This window comes from Anaerostipes faecalis (assembly GCF_018982945.1).
GTDB lineage: Bacteria > Bacillota > Clostridia > Lachnospirales > Lachnospiraceae > Anaerostipes > Anaerostipes faecalis.
In genome coordinates this window covers 108,195-123,534 of sequence record NZ_JABRXE010000005.1, presented here as the reverse complement: position 1 = coordinate 123,534, position 15,340 = coordinate 108,195, and the positions used below count along the sequence as shown (strand labels likewise).

The 15,340-nt window shown below is 42.8% G+C and carries 17 protein-coding genes; all 17 read left to right on the top strand.

Annotated elements, in window-relative coordinates; genetic code table 11:
- Window positions 1-2 precede the first annotated feature (2 nt).
- The 17 genes from KTB61_RS07400 to KTB61_RS07320 all read left to right on the top strand — a co-directional run bounded on the left by KTB61_RS07400 (window position 3) and on the right by KTB61_RS07320 (window position 15,340).
- Window positions 3-383: an HK97 gp10 family phage protein gene (locus KTB61_RS07400; protein ID WP_073126634.1), complete on the top strand. Its 381-nt coding sequence runs from the start codon at window positions 3-5 to the stop codon at window positions 381-383.
- Window positions 383-700 (top strand): hypothetical protein, encoded by a 318-nt coding sequence (locus tag KTB61_RS07395; RefSeq protein ID WP_022059238.1) that lies wholly within the window; start codon window positions 383-385, stop codon window positions 698-700. The genes KTB61_RS07400 and KTB61_RS07395 overlap by 1 nt, the downstream gene beginning before the upstream one ends.
- A gap of 3 nt (window positions 701-703) precedes the next feature.
- Complete coding sequence (locus KTB61_RS07390; protein ID WP_216697150.1) at window positions 704-1,294, top strand: major tail protein; 591 nt, start codon at window positions 704-706, stop codon at window positions 1,292-1,294.
- Window positions 1,295-1,296: 2 nt separating this feature from the next.
- The gene (locus KTB61_RS07385) at window positions 1,297-1,671 is read left to right on the top strand and encodes a hypothetical protein (protein ID WP_022059236.1); all 375 of its coding nucleotides are present in this window, start codon (window positions 1,297-1,299) and stop codon (window positions 1,669-1,671) included.
- 17 nt (window positions 1,672-1,688) lie between these two features.
- Entirely contained in the window at window positions 1,689-1,832 is a 144-nt protein-coding gene (locus KTB61_RS07380) for a hypothetical protein (RefSeq protein ID WP_216697193.1), read from the top strand.
- A 60-nt stretch (window positions 1,833-1,892) separates the two neighbouring features.
- Window positions 1,893-5,078 (top strand): phage tail tape measure protein, encoded by a 3,186-nt coding sequence (locus tag KTB61_RS07375; RefSeq protein WP_216697149.1) that lies wholly within the window; start codon window positions 1,893-1,895, stop codon window positions 5,076-5,078.
- Window positions 5,075-5,725, top strand: coding sequence for a hypothetical protein (locus KTB61_RS07370; RefSeq protein ID WP_216697148.1), 651 nt, complete (start codon window positions 5,075-5,077; stop codon window positions 5,723-5,725). Before KTB61_RS07375 ends, KTB61_RS07370 begins: the two co-directional genes overlap by 4 nt.
- On the top strand, window positions 5,722-7,179 hold the full coding sequence (locus KTB61_RS07365; RefSeq protein ID WP_216697147.1) for a phage tail spike protein: 1,458 nt from the start codon (window positions 5,722-5,724) through the stop codon (window positions 7,177-7,179). Before KTB61_RS07370 ends, KTB61_RS07365 begins: the two co-directional genes overlap by 4 nt.
- Window positions 7,180-7,191: 12 nt before the next feature.
- Window positions 7,192-9,006 (top strand): hypothetical protein, encoded by a 1,815-nt coding sequence (locus tag KTB61_RS07360; protein WP_216697146.1) that lies wholly within the window; start codon window positions 7,192-7,194, stop codon window positions 9,004-9,006.
- 18 nt (window positions 9,007-9,024) lie between these two features.
- Window positions 9,025-9,612, top strand: a complete 588-nt coding sequence (locus KTB61_RS07355; RefSeq protein ID WP_216697145.1) for a hypothetical protein — start codon at window positions 9,025-9,027, stop codon at window positions 9,610-9,612.
- Window positions 9,613-9,626: 14 nt separating this feature from the next.
- Window positions 9,627-11,582 carry a DUF859 family phage minor structural protein gene (locus tag KTB61_RS07350; RefSeq protein WP_216697144.1) on the top strand — a complete coding sequence of 652 codons (1,956 nt, stop codon included), beginning with the start codon at window positions 9,627-9,629 and terminating at the stop codon, window positions 11,580-11,582.
- Between the two features lie 83 nt (window positions 11,583-11,665).
- The gene (locus KTB61_RS07345) at window positions 11,666-12,088 is read left to right on the top strand and encodes a phage holin family protein (RefSeq protein ID WP_022059228.1); all 423 of its coding nucleotides are present in this window, start codon (window positions 11,666-11,668) and stop codon (window positions 12,086-12,088) included.
- Between the two features lie 152 nt (window positions 12,089-12,240).
- Entirely contained in the window at window positions 12,241-12,438 is a 198-nt protein-coding gene (locus tag KTB61_RS07340; RefSeq protein WP_022059227.1) for a hypothetical protein, read from the top strand.
- Between the two features lie 139 nt (window positions 12,439-12,577).
- Entirely contained in the window at window positions 12,578-13,438 is an 861-nt protein-coding gene (locus KTB61_RS07335) for an N-acetylmuramoyl-L-alanine amidase (RefSeq protein WP_216697143.1), read from the top strand.
- A gap of 231 nt (window positions 13,439-13,669) precedes the next feature.
- Window positions 13,670-13,864 carry a hypothetical protein gene (locus tag KTB61_RS07330; RefSeq protein ID WP_022059225.1) on the top strand — a complete coding sequence of 65 codons (195 nt, stop codon included), beginning with the start codon at window positions 13,670-13,672 and terminating at the stop codon, window positions 13,862-13,864.
- Complete coding sequence (locus tag KTB61_RS07325; RefSeq protein ID WP_216697142.1) at window positions 13,861-14,217, top strand: rRNA biogenesis protein rrp5; 357 nt, start codon at window positions 13,861-13,863, stop codon at window positions 14,215-14,217. The genes KTB61_RS07330 and KTB61_RS07325 overlap by 4 nt, the downstream gene beginning before the upstream one ends.
- Window positions 14,210-15,340, top strand: a complete 1,131-nt coding sequence (locus KTB61_RS07320; protein WP_216697141.1) for a DUF2800 domain-containing protein — start codon at window positions 14,210-14,212, stop codon at window positions 15,338-15,340. The genes KTB61_RS07325 and KTB61_RS07320 overlap by 8 nt, the downstream gene beginning before the upstream one ends.

The following is a 15,340-nucleotide window of genomic DNA, read 5'->3' as shown; positions in this document are numbered from 1 at the left end:
GCATGGCAAACGTAAAGATTGATAACCTCGCAGATGAAATCATGAACGGTCTCAAGGAGTATGCTGATCTGGCTACAGATGATTTAAAGAAGTCTGTAAGGAAGGCAGGAAATACAGTAAGAAAAGATATTGCTGCATCTGCTCCAAAGGATACGGGAGCCTATGCGAAGAGCTGGTCAGTCAAGAAAACGAAGGAAACTTCAAATTCACTTGAACTGACAGTACACTCCAAGAACCGATATCAGCTTGCCCACCTTCTTGAACACGGTCATGCAAAACGTGGCGGTGGAAGAGTGGCTGCAAGACCTCACATTGCCCAGGCAGAAGAGAATGCGATTGAAACATTGGAAACAGAAATTGCAAGAGCACTTGGAGGTATGTGATGGAAGAACTGTTACAGATTATTAAAGAAATGGGGATTCCCTTTGCATATGACCATTTTGCAGAGGGAGAAAGTCCAGATCCACCGTTTATCTGCTATCTCTTGCCCGGCAGTGATAACTTTGCGGCTGACGGAAGAGTGTATTTGAAGGTAAACGAAGTTCATATAGAACTGTATACCGATTTGAAGGACTTGTCGGTAGAACAGAAAGTTGAATCCGTGCTTGACAGTCACGGCATTTTTTATGACCGTTTGGAAACATGGATTGAGAGTGAAAAAATGTATGAAGTCCTGTATTCATTTGAAATGGAGGCTTAGATTATGGCGAATAAAGTAAAATACAACCTTAAAAACGTCCATGCAGCAAAGCTGACAAGGACAGAGGATGGTGGCTATTCCTATGAAAAACCAAGATCAATTCCCGGTGCAGTAAGTATTAGCTTGGATGCAGAAGGTGATACTTCTCCGTTTTATGCGGATGGTATCGTGTATTTCCGTTCTGTATCTAACAACGGTTATAGCGGAGATTTAGAGATTGCCCTTATTCCGGAATGGTTTAGAACTGACATCCTTAAGGAGGAACTTGACAAGAATGGTGTTCTTGTGGAGAACTCAAATATTACAGAGACAGAGAAGTTTGCACTTCTGTTTGAGTTTGACGGAGACGTGAAGTGCATCCGTCACGTTATGTATAACTGCTCGGCAGCCCGTCCGTCTATTGAATCGGAAACCAAAGAGGATACGATTGAACCGGGAACAGAAACATTATCTCTTACAGCAGATCCAAGAGAAGATGGTCTTGTTAAATCAAGAACCGGAGATACCACTACGGATGCGACCTATAGCGATTGGTACAAGGCAGTATATGTTCCTGTTGCGAAGACAGCACAAGCTGTAAATGGAGGTAAATAATCATGCTGAAGAAAGTAATTAAAATTGGGGATAAAGATGTGGTATTTCGTTCCTCTGCCACTGTTCCAAGATTATATCGTGCAAAGTTCAAACGAGATATCTTCAAGGACTTAGCAAAGTTGGAAAGTTCCTATAAAGGCAGTAAGGAAGAGGGAGAAGAATTCGCTATCGATGATTTGGAAATCTTCGAGAACGTGGCATATATCATGGCATATCATGCGGACAACACCATCCCAGATAACATCGATGATTGGCTTGACCAGTTTGAGATGTTTTCTATCTATGAAGTGCTGCCGGAGATTCTAGCTCTTTGGGGAACGAACCTTATCACGGACATTGACTCTAAAAAAAACTTAAACGCAGTAGTAGGGAGATGACAACACCCTTGTTCCTTTTGCGTTGCTTAGAAATCGGTCTTTCCATCCAAGACTTGGATTATCTGACCATTGGTATGGTAATGGATATCTGGACGGAGAAAGGAAACGATTCTGTAAAATATGACAGCTTAGCAACGCAGGAGGATTTTGATAAGTTCTAACGATTATGCTCGGAAGATGCCGGGCTTTTTTTATGCAATTTTTGAAGGAGGTAGACGCCAATGGCAAACAGAATCAAAGGTATCACTGTCGAAATTGGCGGTGATACTACCAAGCTGCAGACAGCTCTTAAAGGAGTTAACGGTCAGATTAAAAATACGCAGTCTGCATTAAAGGATGTAGAAAGACTTCTAAAACTGGATTCGACCAATACAAATCTGCTTGCTCAGAAACAGAAACTTCTGACACAGGCAATTGGAGAAACAAAAGAGAAACTGACCACCTTGAAGACGGCGGCACAGCAGGCAAATGAACAGCTGCAGAAGGGTGAGATTTCACAGGAGCAGTATGATGCACTTCAAAGGGAAATTGCCGCAACAGAGGCAGAACTTAAAAGGCTTGAATCTCAGGCATCCAAGACAAATCAGACACTGACAAAGATTGGTGAGGTTGGCGGAAAATTAGAAAATGCCGGAGACAGCATTGCAAACGCCGGAAAGAAAGTGTCTGTTGCATCAGCGGCCGTTACTGCGATGGGCGGTGCTGCCGTAAAGACAGCAGCGGACTTTGAATCTTCCATGAGCCAGGTACAGGCAACAATGGGAATTACAAAGAATTCCATGTCCAAGGTGAACGGTCAGTCTGTCAACACAATGGATACCTTATCTGAACTGGCAAAGACGATGGGTGCCAAGACTGCCTATTCTGCAAGTGAGTGTGCGGAAGCTCTTAATTACCTGGCTCTTGCCGGATATGATACGCAGGAAATGTGCGATACCCTGCCAACCGTTCTGAACTTAGCGGCCGCAGGCAATATCGATTTGGCATCTGCATCCGACATGGTAACGGATGCCATGTCTGCACTTGGACTAAAAACCAAGGATGCCGATAAGATGGTGGATCAGATGGCAAAAACCGCATCCAGTACAAACACATCGGTAGGTCAGCTTGGCGAAGGAATCCTTACTATCGGTGCAACAGCAAAGTCTGTCAAAGGAGGAACCGCTGAACTTAATACGGCACTGGGTATCTTGGCCAACAACGGTATCAAAGGTGCAGAAGGCGGTACGCATCTTCGAAATGTTATTCTGTCTTTGCAGAATCCAACAGATGGTGCAGCCAAAACAATGGAAAAGCTTGGGGTTAAGACTTATGACTCTGAAGGCAATATGCGTTCGTTAAATGATATTTTGGGTGACCTGAATAAATCAATGGACGGTATGACTTCGGCAGAAAAGGCGAACATCATAGCAACTATTTTTAACAAAACAGATCTTGCATCGGTGAATGCACTGCTTGCCAATACCGGAGATACCTGGACGGATCTTCAGACAGCTATTGAAAACAGTGGCGGAGCAGCACAGAAGATGGCGGATACCCAGCTTGATAACTTAAAGGGGCAGCTTACCATTTTGAAATCTGCAGTGGAGGGATTTGCTATTTCCATCGGTGAAACACTGATGCCGATGGTAAAAAATATTGTTTCTAAGATTCAGTCTTTTGTAGATTGGCTGAATAATCTTGATGAAGGTACAAGACAGGTCATTGTAAAGGTCGGACTTTTTGTTGCGGCTTTAGGTCCATTCCTTGTGATCCTTGGCACGGTCATATCAAAAGTGGGTGTGGCTATGCAAGCGTTCAGTAAGCTCGGCCTTAAGATCACAAGTCTTGTTGCGAATGCAGGAGGAGTGTCCGGTGTAATGGGAAAGGTCGGTGCAGCCATTGGTGGCATTTCCGCTCCAGTTGTCGCAGTGGTGGCAGTCATCGGAGCTTTAGTAGCTGCATTTGTTCATTTGTGGAACACAAATGAGAAATTTAGAGACAACATCATTGGGATTTGGAATCGGATCAAAGAAATTTTCAGCAGCTTTGCACAAGGTATTACCGAAAGACTGAACGCACTGGGCTTCGATTTTCAGAACTTCAAAGAAGTGGTATCTGCCATCTGGAATGCATTATGTAGTTTCCTGGCTCCGGTATTTGAAGGAGTATTTACGCAAATTGCTAATATTCTGGAGGGAGCACTTGGAGTTATCACAGGAATCCTCGATGTGTTTATCGGCATCTTTACCGGAAACTGGTCTCAGGTGTGGGAGGGTGTCAAAGGCATCTTTGGCTCTGTTTGGGATTTCATTAAGAATACATTTACAAACTATATGAACGTCATTCAGAACGCTGCCAATGTGGTGCTTGGATGGTTTGGCACAAGTTGGAATGAGGCTTGGTCTGGTATCAAGAGTTTCTTTGTGAATCTGTGGAATGGTATCGCTTCCTTCTTTTCGGGAATCTGGGACGGTATCAAGAATGTTGTCACAACTGCCGTGATGTTCATTGCATCTTTCTTTCAGGCTGCATTTGACATCATCACAGTGCCATTTCGATTTATTTGGGAAAACTGCAAGAGCGTTATTATTACCGTCTGGAATGCGATAAAAGAAAAGGTGACTACCGTTATCAATGCCGTTTCTTCTGTTATCAGCACAGTAATGAATGGTATTAAAACGGTATTTACTACGGTCTGGAATGCAATAAAGCAGGTTGTTACAACAGTGGTGAACGCTATCAAAAACGTTGTAACTACAGTATTTAATGCCATTAAAAACACAGCTGCTACAGTATGGAATGGGGTAAAGACGGCCGTTACCACTCCGGTGAATGCTATCAAGAACACCGTCAGTACGGTATTCAATGCGGTGAAGAGTACGGTATCTTCTGTATTTAACAGCATCAAGAGTACCGCAACTTCGGTCTGGAACGGAATAAAGTCTGCAATCATTACACCAATTGAGGCGGCAAAGAATAAGGTCAAAGGCGTGGTCGATGCCATCAAGGGATTTTTCTCTGGCATGAAGATTTCACTCCCTCATATCAAACTCCCGCACTTTAGAGTAACGGGCAGTCTTTCCATTGCACCGCCATCTGTTCCACACCTTTCTATCGATTGGTATAAGGATGGAGGTATCATGACCAAGCCTACCGCATTTGGTATGAATGGATCTTCATTGATGGTAGGAGGAGAGTCGGGTGCAGAGGCCATCTTGCCGCTTTCTGCGTTCTATAAGCAGCTGGAAGCGATGATTGACAGCAAGCTGGATATGAGCGGTATGGAAAAGTACCTGGCTGTTATTGCGGACAATAGTTCGAAGGGAATCTATTTGGAGGATGGAACACTGGTGGGACATCTACTTCCGGCAATCGATAATGGCCTTGGAAAACAGCAGAAAATAACAAGGAGGCTTGCACTATGATACCAGACATTTTGATCAACGACACTTCCATGCTTAAGCTTGGATGGATAAGAGAAACCGTTGATTTTCCTGTACCGAAGTCCCAGGCAGAAACCGTTACCGTGCCGGGACGAAATTCTCCGGTACGGTTTAACGAGGCGCTTGGCCGTATATCTTTTGAACCGAGAGCATTTACATTGACGTTTTCCATGCTGGGAACAAGAGTACAGTTTGATGAGCTGGTTTCCATTGTGAGCAATCGTTATGCCGGAAGGCTGTGCCAAATCATCTGCAGTGAAGAACCCAATCTATATGTTCTTGGAACGATTGAGATGAGTTCTTCCTATGATCCACTTACCGGAAAGGGTCAGCTTGTTATGGAAAGCAGTGATGCAGATTCCTACAGGTATCATGTGGAAGAGACACAGGTTGTTTTTACCGGAAGTGGAACGGCAGTGCTTGTAAGTGATTATATGCCGGTAGTTCCTACGGTTATAACGACTGCGGAAACCACGATGTCTTGGAAAATTGGAACAGATACTTTCCGCAGAACACTGAGCAGTGGCACATGGGAAATTCCAGAGCTGCAGCTTAGCTTTGGAGATAACAGCATCAAAATCGAGAGTGATGGAAGTACTACTTTCCGTTACCGGGAGGGATGCCTATGAGTATCTTTAGAGTATATGTGGATGGTCAGATTTTTTACCATCCCCATTTATCGAAGCTTGCTATTACAGAGGCAACCGTAAGTGAGGACGCAGAAAACATCGACAGCTTTACCTTGTCTGCACCATATAATCATCCCTACATCGATTTTATTCGGCCAATGGCATCAGTAATTCAGTGTAGAAGGGATGATGAAGTGGTATTTGAAGGAAGAGCACTGGATGATGGATCCGATTTTTACAACACCCATACTTGGACCTGTGAATCCTGTTTGGCTTATCTGAAAGATACCATGCAGCCACCCTTTGAATATAAGGGGACATTAAGAGGATTATTTGAGCAATTTGTAAATGTGCATAATCAATCGGTAGAAGAGCAGAAGCAGTTTGAAATCGGCAGAATTACGGTGACAGACGATAACGATTATATTGCTTACAGTAACTCGGATTATTCTGTGACGATGGATGCCATAAAAAATAAGCTAATTGATACGCACGGAGGATATCTTCGGGTTCGCTATATTGGTTCAAAGAGGGTTTTGGATTATCTCAAAGATTTTGATGAAAGAAGCCTGCAAAAAGTGGAATTCGGGAAAAATCTTCTAGATGTAAAAATAACCAAGGACCATACCGAAAGAGTGACAGCCTTGATTCCATTCGGTGCGAAAAAGACCGAAGAAGATGAAGATGGAAACGTAACAGAACTGGATGAACGAATTGATATTACAGAAGTAAATCATGGACTGAATTATGTCACGGATGAGGATGCCGTCAAGGAAATCGGATGGATATGGGCAACTGAAATATGGGAGGATGTCACCAAGCCGTTAAACCTTTTGAGAAAAGCAAAAGCAAGAGTGAAGGAACTGGCAAAAGGTATCACAAGTATGGAACTGACAATCTTAGATGAATCAGACAGTGACAGTACAATTGATGATATTACATCCAGGATGTATGTGGACTGTTATTCAAAACCACACGGGATTGATGGAAGATATCTTGTGCTTGGAAGAAAAAGAGACTATTTAAATCCTGCCGGAAACACCATCACGATAGGAGCAACGAATGTAACGCTTACATCGGCATCCGCCAAACAAGGCAGTAGCATTTCCTCTTTGGAAGATGATATTTTCGGCCAGACCACGAAAATCGAGAAGATTACCGGAGATCTTGATACGATCAATTCACAGAAAATGTATCGGACGGAATTGATTGTAGATGGAGTCAGTATTTTTAAGAATAAAGGTCAGAAAAGCACCATGTACTGCAAGGTGTATTCCTGGGATAAGGAAATCACCGATACTTTAGATGCAAGCTGCTTTATATGGCATCGAAACTCTTCGGATGAAGAAGCAGATAAAGAGTGGGATAAGAACCACATCGGCATGAAACAAATAACGATTACGACAGAGGACGTGTTAGACAATGCGTCCTTTTATTGTGAAATAAAACTTTAAGGAGGAATTTAAATGGCTACGATTTTAACATCCAGTCAGCAGACATTTGTGGACATCACGGATCAGCGAAAATTATCGGCATATATTACATCCAATCTTCCAAAGACCCAGAGTGAAGATCCCAACGTACTGCCACATACCTATGCACCAAGCTGGGACAGTACAAATCTGGTATTGACACCTGTGCTGTTTCTGGATCAGACCAATGTATCTCCGACTGCAACAGGAGTGACGATTGCATGGAAAAGAAAAGATGGTGTGGCATCAGAAACCGCACTGACTTCCGGTGAGACTGTAAAAAGCGGAGTGCTTACGGTCAATCAGAATAAGTTGGCATCATCCAGTTCAGGAATGATTACCTACATCTGCTATATCAGTTACTATGATTCTGAAACCAAGAATACAATCAATATCACTGCGGATATTACCTATACCTTGGTGAAGAATGCAGCTAATGCAAAGCTGTGTACGGTGAGCAGTGATACCTACGTCTTTAAGTATGATACTTCCCAGGCTTTAGTGGGTGCTTCTCAGGCAGCACTGACGGCACAGGTACAGGGAGTGACCATTAGCAAATGGCAGTATAAAAACAGCAGCGGTGCATGGACAGATTATCCGACCACCTCCGACAATACTTCTATTACAGGAGGAACATTGGTGGTGAAGCCGGCGCATAGCATTTTCGTCAGCAACGTGGCTCAGATCAGAGTGACAACTTCAGAGAGAGATGTGTTTGATACTGTCACGATTACGAAAATCTATGATGGAGCCAAAGGAGATAAAGGTAATCCGGGATCTGCCGGAACAGGAGGACTTTCTGTGGTTCTTGGGAATGAAACCCAGACGATTGCCTGTACTTCAGCAGGAAAGACATCTGCTGCAAGCACCATTACAATTCCTTTTACCGGATATGTAGGTATTACGCAGTCGGCTTGTACTTGTGCTGTTGGAACACTTCCTACTGGTATTACGGTTAAGACCAATACTGCAGCAACAGCCAGTGCAGCAGGAAAGCTGGAACTTTCTGTAGCAGCATCTTCAAATCTTGGAGCAGATGCAGCATTAACAGGCAATATCACGCTGACATTTACGATCTCCGGAAAGACAGTTACAAAGGTTTTTACCTGGACAAAATCCAAAGCGGGAATCAATGGTGCATCGGCAGTAGTATTTTCTGTTTATGCACCCAATGGAACCATCGTACAGAATCAGTCGGGCAGTATTCTGCTTGCGACATCCGCCTATGCAGGTTCCACAGCGATTACATCAGCAGCATATCAGTGGGCGAAATATTCCAGCGGCTCATGGACAAATATAAGCGGGGAAACATCCGAAACGCTTACGGTATCCGGCTCGGATATTATAAATATTCAGTCTTACCGATGCACCATGACCTACGGTGGAAAGAATTATGTGGATGTTATCACAGTGGAAGATAAGTCGGATCCGTATGTTTCAGAAATGCTGTCCATTGGCGGATATACGGTGAAGAATAATTTAGGCGGTGTAGTTCCTTATGTAATTGTAAGAACCAATCAGAAGGAAGTAGATTCACTTCTTGGAAGTATTAGTGAAACTGCACCTTCTGCACCAAAGTCCGGAGATTTCTGGTATAAGATTGATCACACAGAAAAAAGTGTGACCTTGATGAAATATAACGGAACTTCATGGATCAGTGCTTCGGAAAAACAAAGCCTTACTTATACATGGTATGCGCAGGATAAAGACGGAAAAGAAATGACTTTTAATAAGGCGGGCAAGGTTATTTATTTATCCGCAGCAGACATTGACAGTATTATGACGCTTCAGTGTGATGTGTCCAGCTGATACGGGAGGTGATGCACTATGACATTACTAACGTGCTGCCAACATACTTTTCAAAATTTCACAGGATATGAAGAGAGTATCGATGAATTAAAAAATGCGGCAGATGTTTTGACAAAGGAAGTCAGTCAGACATCTGCCGAAATCATGAAAACATCGGATCGGATAAACAACACCGTAGAAATGGTTAAGACGAAGGTGGATGGCTCAACAGTAGAAGAACTGGAACGAAGAGTAACAGATGTGGAGCAGAATGCAAGTGGAATGCAGATCACTATTTCGTCTGTTCGTGATGCGGTAGATAAACAGGAACAGAATCTTGAAAATTATAAATTGGAAACAAGCATTTATCTGAGGTTCACAGAAAAAGGTTTAAGCATTGGAAAGCAAAATGCCGGAGATGAGTCACCGTATTCGATTGTTATCGATAATGAAAAGATGAGCTTTCAACAGAATGGTATGGAGGTTGCCTATATTCAGTATAACAAGATGCACATCAATGCAATCGAAGCAATGGATAAGCTGAGTGTGGGAGCCGCATCAGATGGTGGATATTTTGATTTTATTTCCACACCTCAGGGAATGGGAATCAAATGGAGAAATGTATAGAAAGGAGATAGTCTATGAGCTTAACAACTAGAAAACTGACAAAGTCGCTGTATTATCTTACGGCGAATGGATCGGTAAGCGGAGCCACAACGAAGCTGTCGATTGTGTTTCAGGCATCGACCGCAATATATGGTGCGGATTCAAAGAATGGAGTGGCAATCTATGTGGATGGAGCAAAACAGAGTCCGACATGGACCGTCAATAAGAGCGAAGATTTTATGGGAACTAAGAAGTATACAAAGATGACCAGTTCGACATTATCGATCAGCAAACCATTTTTCACACTGAAAATCACTGTAGATGGATTGGAGCTATATGAAGAAGTGTTTTCGTTTTATGAGATTGAAAAAGCCGGGAACGGCATCCGTGTGTCTGGCGGCTTGATGAATGGAAGCACAGCGTCTTCGGTGAAATTTGACTGCACATCTTCGGATGCAGCCTATAAGGCAACCTTTAAATTAGGATCATACAGCAACACGATAAGCTCCTCCGCATCATTGATTTCTTATGCAATTCCTATCAGTTGGTGTAATGCAGTGACGGATGATATCACTGGAGCTGCAAGTATTACCGGACAGGTTTTGTTTGGAGGAAAAGTGTACAAGACATTTACAGCTAATCTTACGGTATCTGTTCCGGACACTGTAATTCCCAGTATTTCGTCCGTAACGTTTTCAGATGTGGATGATTCTGTAGTTCCTTCTTCGTGGGGAATTTATGTACAGGGACAAAGCGGGATTAAACTGAAATCAATTAGCTGCGCAGGGGCATATGGTTCGGAAATTAAAAAAGTGAAAATGACAGCAGACAGCAGAATCCGGGCAACAGATTATCCGGAACTACCGGAAATGGATCATATCTCACAAAGCGGAGAAGTGAGCATTATGATTACAGTGACGGACAGCAGAAACAGGACGGTAAACAAGAGTGCCGTTGTTTCCATTGTGTCATATGCATCTCCTAAATTATCAAGTATAAAGAGCGAACGGTGCAATGCATCGGGCGAAACGGATAATGATGGAACGTACTTCTTAAGTACGACTTCTGCCGTATTTTCTTCCTGCTTTGGGAAAAATGCACTTACTCTCACTGTAAAATACAAGAGAACAGATCTTAAGAATTATGGAAATGAAGTGCAGATAAACCCTGGCTCCAATGTATGTGCAAACAATGATCTGGATCCGGAGTACAGTTATGATGTTCTTTATACATTATCGGATGAATTTAATACCGTGACTTATTCGGACTTTGTTTCAACAGCGGTGTATCTTATGCACTTTCTGCATGGGGGAAGAGGTGTTGCGTTTGGACAAAAAGCGACTCTTGCAGATACGCTGGACTGCAACTTCAATGCTGTTTTTAGAAAGAAATTATCCTGTGTGCTGGATGATGGAACGGTATTGGAAGTACGAGATATGATGGAGCAGATTCAAAACAATCTAGTGAATATGCTTTGTCCTAAAGGAAAGCTTCCTGCTCTTTTACTGGATCTTTTGTATCCGATTGGCAGCATCTATATGAGTACCAGTTCTGCAAATCCAACAAACATCATGGGTGGAATTTGGGTATCCTGGGGAGAAGGAAGAGTGCCTGTCGGTGTTGGAACAGGTACCGACAGCAACAATACGTCCGTGGACTTTTCTGCAGCAAATCAAACGGGCGGAGAGTATACGCATCTTTTGACCGGGGCAGAGAGTGGACAAAAGGCTGTGCAAACAGGAAACCAGAGTGCTTCTCATACGCATTCTCTTACATATAATGCCGACAGCGGTGCAGCAGCAAGTGGCTCAGATCCAAGCGGAAGAGGTGCTTTTGTAAGAAGAACTGCATCCGGAGGAGCAACTTCAACTTGGAAAACTGGAAATCAAAGTGCATCCCACACGCATTCAATCTCAGCTTCCAATGCTTCCAATCGTCATAATAACATTCAGCCGTATGTTACCTGCTATATGTGGAAAAGAACGGCTTAATACTTACTGCTAGATGAGGCGATTACTTATATTTGAGCAGTCGCTTTTTCTATACAAATTTTTAAGAAACGGAGGATTTATCAATGAAGGAATTTTGGAACATGATTCAGTTTTTATTTGCCGGAATCGGAGGATGGCTTGGATATTTTCTAGGTGGCTGTGATGGTCTGCTTATTGCACTGCTTTTATTTGTCATCACTGACTACATTACGGGAGTGATGTGCGCCATTGCAGATAAGAAGCTATCCAGTGCAGTTGGTTTTAAAGGCATCTGCAGAAAGGTCCTTATTTTTCTGCTTGTAGGGATTGCAAACATTCTGGATATGCAGGTGATTGGCACAGGCAGTGTACTTAGAACGGCAGTTATCTTTTTCTACATTTCAAATGAAGGAGTAAGCCTTCTTGAGAATGCAGGACATCTAGGGCTTCCTATTCCGGTAAAAATCAAATCAGTGTTAGAGCAGCTCCATGACAGAGCAGAACAGGAGGTGGGGGATGAAGATTAGTATAAGTAGTAAAACAAAATAAGTATATTGTGCTTCATTTTGTCTTTGAAATTTACTGAACCAATTTTCATTTGCAGTATAACTTGATTCTACGGAGATAGCATGGTAACATACAGCAAATTGTTAATTGTTAGAAGAATGGAGAAGTTAATATGGAAAAGCCACAGCATAATACAAGAAATGAAGAATTTTTTTCAAAGCGAGATTTTCCCCAAGAGATCGATTATCTTCTGGAAGGATTTGAAGACAATAAACTTTTAAAATGTGATGCCGAAAGGATGATAGAGATTGCATATAAAAGCGGATATGTTGATGCGTGGAGGGAGGCATTATTTTTTACAGATAATTAATAGAAAACAAAGAAAGACGAGTTGAAGTCCAGATGGGAGAAATCCTGTCGGGACTTTATTTTTTACATCAGATACAAAGAAAAAATCAAATCGTTATTAGAGTAGCTCCAAGGCAGAGCAGAAAGTGAGGAAAAATAATATGGCTTATACAAACAGTAAAATGGTATCTTACACAAGACTCAGTCCAAATCATTCCGGAAAGAGAACACATTCCATTGACAGAATTACACCGCATTGCGTAGTAGGTCAGTGCAGTGTAGAAACTTTAGGAAACATCTTTGCACCAAGATCCAGACAGGCAAGCTGCAACTATGGCATTGGGCCGGATGGAAGAGTTGGCATGTATGTGGAAGAGAAAAATCGCTCCTGGTGTTCTTCTTCCAATGCCAATGATCAGAGAGCTGTGACGATTGAATGTGCATCGGATACAAAACATCCTTATGCCATGAACAATAAAGTGTATGCGTCTCTTATCAAGCTTTGCACCGATATCTGCAAGCGCAATGGCAAGAAGAAACTTCTGTGGCTTGGAAGCAAGTCGAAGGCACTGAATTACAGGCCGAAATCCGATGAGATGGTTCTTACGGTACATCGTTGGTTTGCCAATAAGTCCTGTCCTGGTGACTGGCTTTATTCAAGACTAGGTGACCTTGCAACAAAGGTAACTGCACAGCTTGGTGGTCCTTCTTCTGGCGGAACAACTGCAAGTGGATTATATAGAGTCAGAAAATCTTGGAATGATGCAAAATCACAGAAAGGTGCATTCAAGTCCCTTGATAATGCAAAGAGATGTGCTGCATCAAATCCTGGATACTTTGTCTTTGATGAAAACGGAAGAATCGTAGGCTCTACTACCTCAAGTACCAAAACGGTAGATGAGCTTGCAAAGGAAGTCATCAAAGGTTTATGGGGCAACGGTGCCGACAGAAAGGCAAAGCTTACAGTAGCCGGATATGACTACGCAAAGGTACAGAAGAGAGTAAATGAACTCTTAAAATAAGAAATAGTTAAAACAGTGCTATGAGCCTGCTTGCATTCTTCGGAGTGTAGGCAGGCTTTATTTTTTTTGTAAAAACCGTCCTTTTGATGCTCTTTTCAAGGCTACTAGTTAGGAAGAGCAAAACAAGGAAAAAGGAAAATAAAAAAGTTTTTCAAAAAACCGTCCTTTTGAACCTCTTCCCAAGGCTAAAAGTTAGAGAGAAACAAATCTCTCGGAATTGGAGGTGTAACGATGAAACATAATCTTCACATTAGTGTTTCTGACAAGCCACAACGAAACGGCATGGTGTCCTACAAGAGCATCACACTTCGAGAAAGATTTATGAGAATGCTGTTCGGTAAAAAGCAGAAGATCATGATTCTTGTTCCGGGTGACACGGTTGAGGAACTTGCCATCACAAAAGTTACGGAAGGAGGTAGACCATGAACAAAGTAACAGAATTACTTGACGCTGTTGCCCACGTCATCACGAATGTGCGTAACCTGGCAGACAGTCTTCAGGTGGTAGCTGATGTTCTTACAGATATGAAATCTGTAGAAATAACTGAATCACAGCCTGTAGAACAGATTCCTGAAAAGACTTCAAAGCCTAAGAAGGAAAAAGCTAAGGTTTACACACTTGAAGATGTAAGAGGTGTTCTTGCAGAGAAGAGCCAGAACGGACTTACATCAGAAGTTAAGGGGCTGATTGCAAAGTTCGGAGGCAGCAAGTTATCCGACATCGACCCTAGCAACTATGAAGCAATCATCAAAGAGGCGGAGGTGCTAGGAAATGAGTAAACACGCATTCCTTTCCCCCTCAAGTTCTCACAGATGGCTCAACTGTACACCAAGTGCAAGTCTTGAATCAGAATTTGAAAATAAGACAAGCCAGGCAGCAGAAGAAGGAACAGCTGCCCACGCATGGTGCGAACACAAGCTTAAGAAGGCTTTCCGCAGAAGAAGTAAAAGACCTGTTTCATCCTATGACAGTGATGAAATGCAGGAACACACAGATGCATACGTGGACTTTGTCTTAGAACAGCTTGACATTGCAAAGCAGAACTGCAAGGACCCATTGGTGCTGATAGAGCAACACGTAGACTTCTCTGAATATGTTCCAGATGGTTATGGTACAGCAGACTGCGTGATTGTTTCAGACGATAAGCTTCACATCATTGATTTCAAGTACGGCATGGGAGTTCTGGTAGATGCAACAGACAATCCACAGATGAAATGTTATGCACTCGGTGCACTTGCCATCTATGACAGCTTATATGACATCAAGGAAATATCGATGTCCATCTTCCAGCCACGCAGGGAGAATGTGAGTACCTGGACAATCCCAGTTGATGAACTGAAGACTTGGGCAGAAGAAGTATTAAAGCCAAAGGCTGAAATGGCCATGAATGGCGAAGGCGAATACTGTCCCGGCGAGTGGTGTAAATTCTGCAGGGCGGCAGTCAGATGCAGAGCAAGAGCAGAAGAAAAGCTGAAACTTGCACAGGAAGAATTCAAACTTCCGCCACTTCTTACAGATTCGGAAATCGAAGAAATTTTAAAGGTTATTCCTGATCTTACAAAGTGGGCAAATGAGATTATGGCTTATGCCACCGAATCGGCAGTAAACCACGGCAAGCAGTGGGACGGATTCAAGGTTGTTGAAGGACGCTCTGTCCGTAAGTACACGGATGAAGATGCAGTTGCCAAAGCAGCCAAGGAAGCAGGCTATAAGGATATTTACCGTCAGAGCCTTATCACTCTTACAGAGATGCAAAGACTGATGGGTAAAGCAACATTTGAAAAGGTACTGGGTGACCTTATCTACAAACCACCCGGAAAGCCGACTCTTGTACCTAACTCGGATAAGAGAGAGGCAATGCATATATCAGACGCTAAAAACGAATTTAAAATGGAGGATTAA

Coding starts and splice junctions, on each gene's coding strand:
- KTB61_RS07400 (WP_073126634.1), top strand. CDS start 3: ATGGCAAACGTAAAGATTGATAACCTCGCAGATGAAATCATGAACGGT.
- KTB61_RS07395 (WP_022059238.1), top strand. CDS start 383: ATGGAAGAACTGTTACAGATTATTAAAGAAATGGGGATTCCCTTTGCA.
- KTB61_RS07390 (WP_216697150.1), top strand. CDS start 704: ATGGCGAATAAAGTAAAATACAACCTTAAAAACGTCCATGCAGCAAAG.
- KTB61_RS07385 (WP_022059236.1), top strand. CDS start 1,297: ATGCTGAAGAAAGTAATTAAAATTGGGGATAAAGATGTGGTATTTCGT.
- KTB61_RS07375 (WP_216697149.1), top strand. CDS start 1,893: ATGGCAAACAGAATCAAAGGTATCACTGTCGAAATTGGCGGTGATACT.
- KTB61_RS07370 (WP_216697148.1), top strand. CDS start 5,075: ATGATACCAGACATTTTGATCAACGACACTTCCATGCTTAAGCTTGGA.
- KTB61_RS07365 (WP_216697147.1), top strand. CDS start 5,722: ATGAGTATCTTTAGAGTATATGTGGATGGTCAGATTTTTTACCATCCC.
- KTB61_RS07360 (WP_216697146.1), top strand. CDS start 7,192: ATGGCTACGATTTTAACATCCAGTCAGCAGACATTTGTGGACATCACG.
- KTB61_RS07355 (WP_216697145.1), top strand. CDS start 9,025: ATGACATTACTAACGTGCTGCCAACATACTTTTCAAAATTTCACAGGA.
- KTB61_RS07350 (WP_216697144.1), top strand. CDS start 9,627: ATGAGCTTAACAACTAGAAAACTGACAAAGTCGCTGTATTATCTTACG.
- KTB61_RS07345 (WP_022059228.1), top strand. CDS start 11,666: ATGAAGGAATTTTGGAACATGATTCAGTTTTTATTTGCCGGAATCGGA.
- KTB61_RS07340 (WP_022059227.1), top strand. CDS start 12,241: ATGGAAAAGCCACAGCATAATACAAGAAATGAAGAATTTTTTTCAAAG.
- KTB61_RS07335 (WP_216697143.1), top strand. CDS start 12,578: ATGGCTTATACAAACAGTAAAATGGTATCTTACACAAGACTCAGTCCA.
- KTB61_RS07330 (WP_022059225.1), top strand. CDS start 13,670: ATGAAACATAATCTTCACATTAGTGTTTCTGACAAGCCACAACGAAAC.
- KTB61_RS07325 (WP_216697142.1), top strand. CDS start 13,861: ATGAACAAAGTAACAGAATTACTTGACGCTGTTGCCCACGTCATCACG.
- KTB61_RS07320 (WP_216697141.1), top strand. CDS start 14,210: ATGAGTAAACACGCATTCCTTTCCCCCTCAAGTTCTCACAGATGGCTC.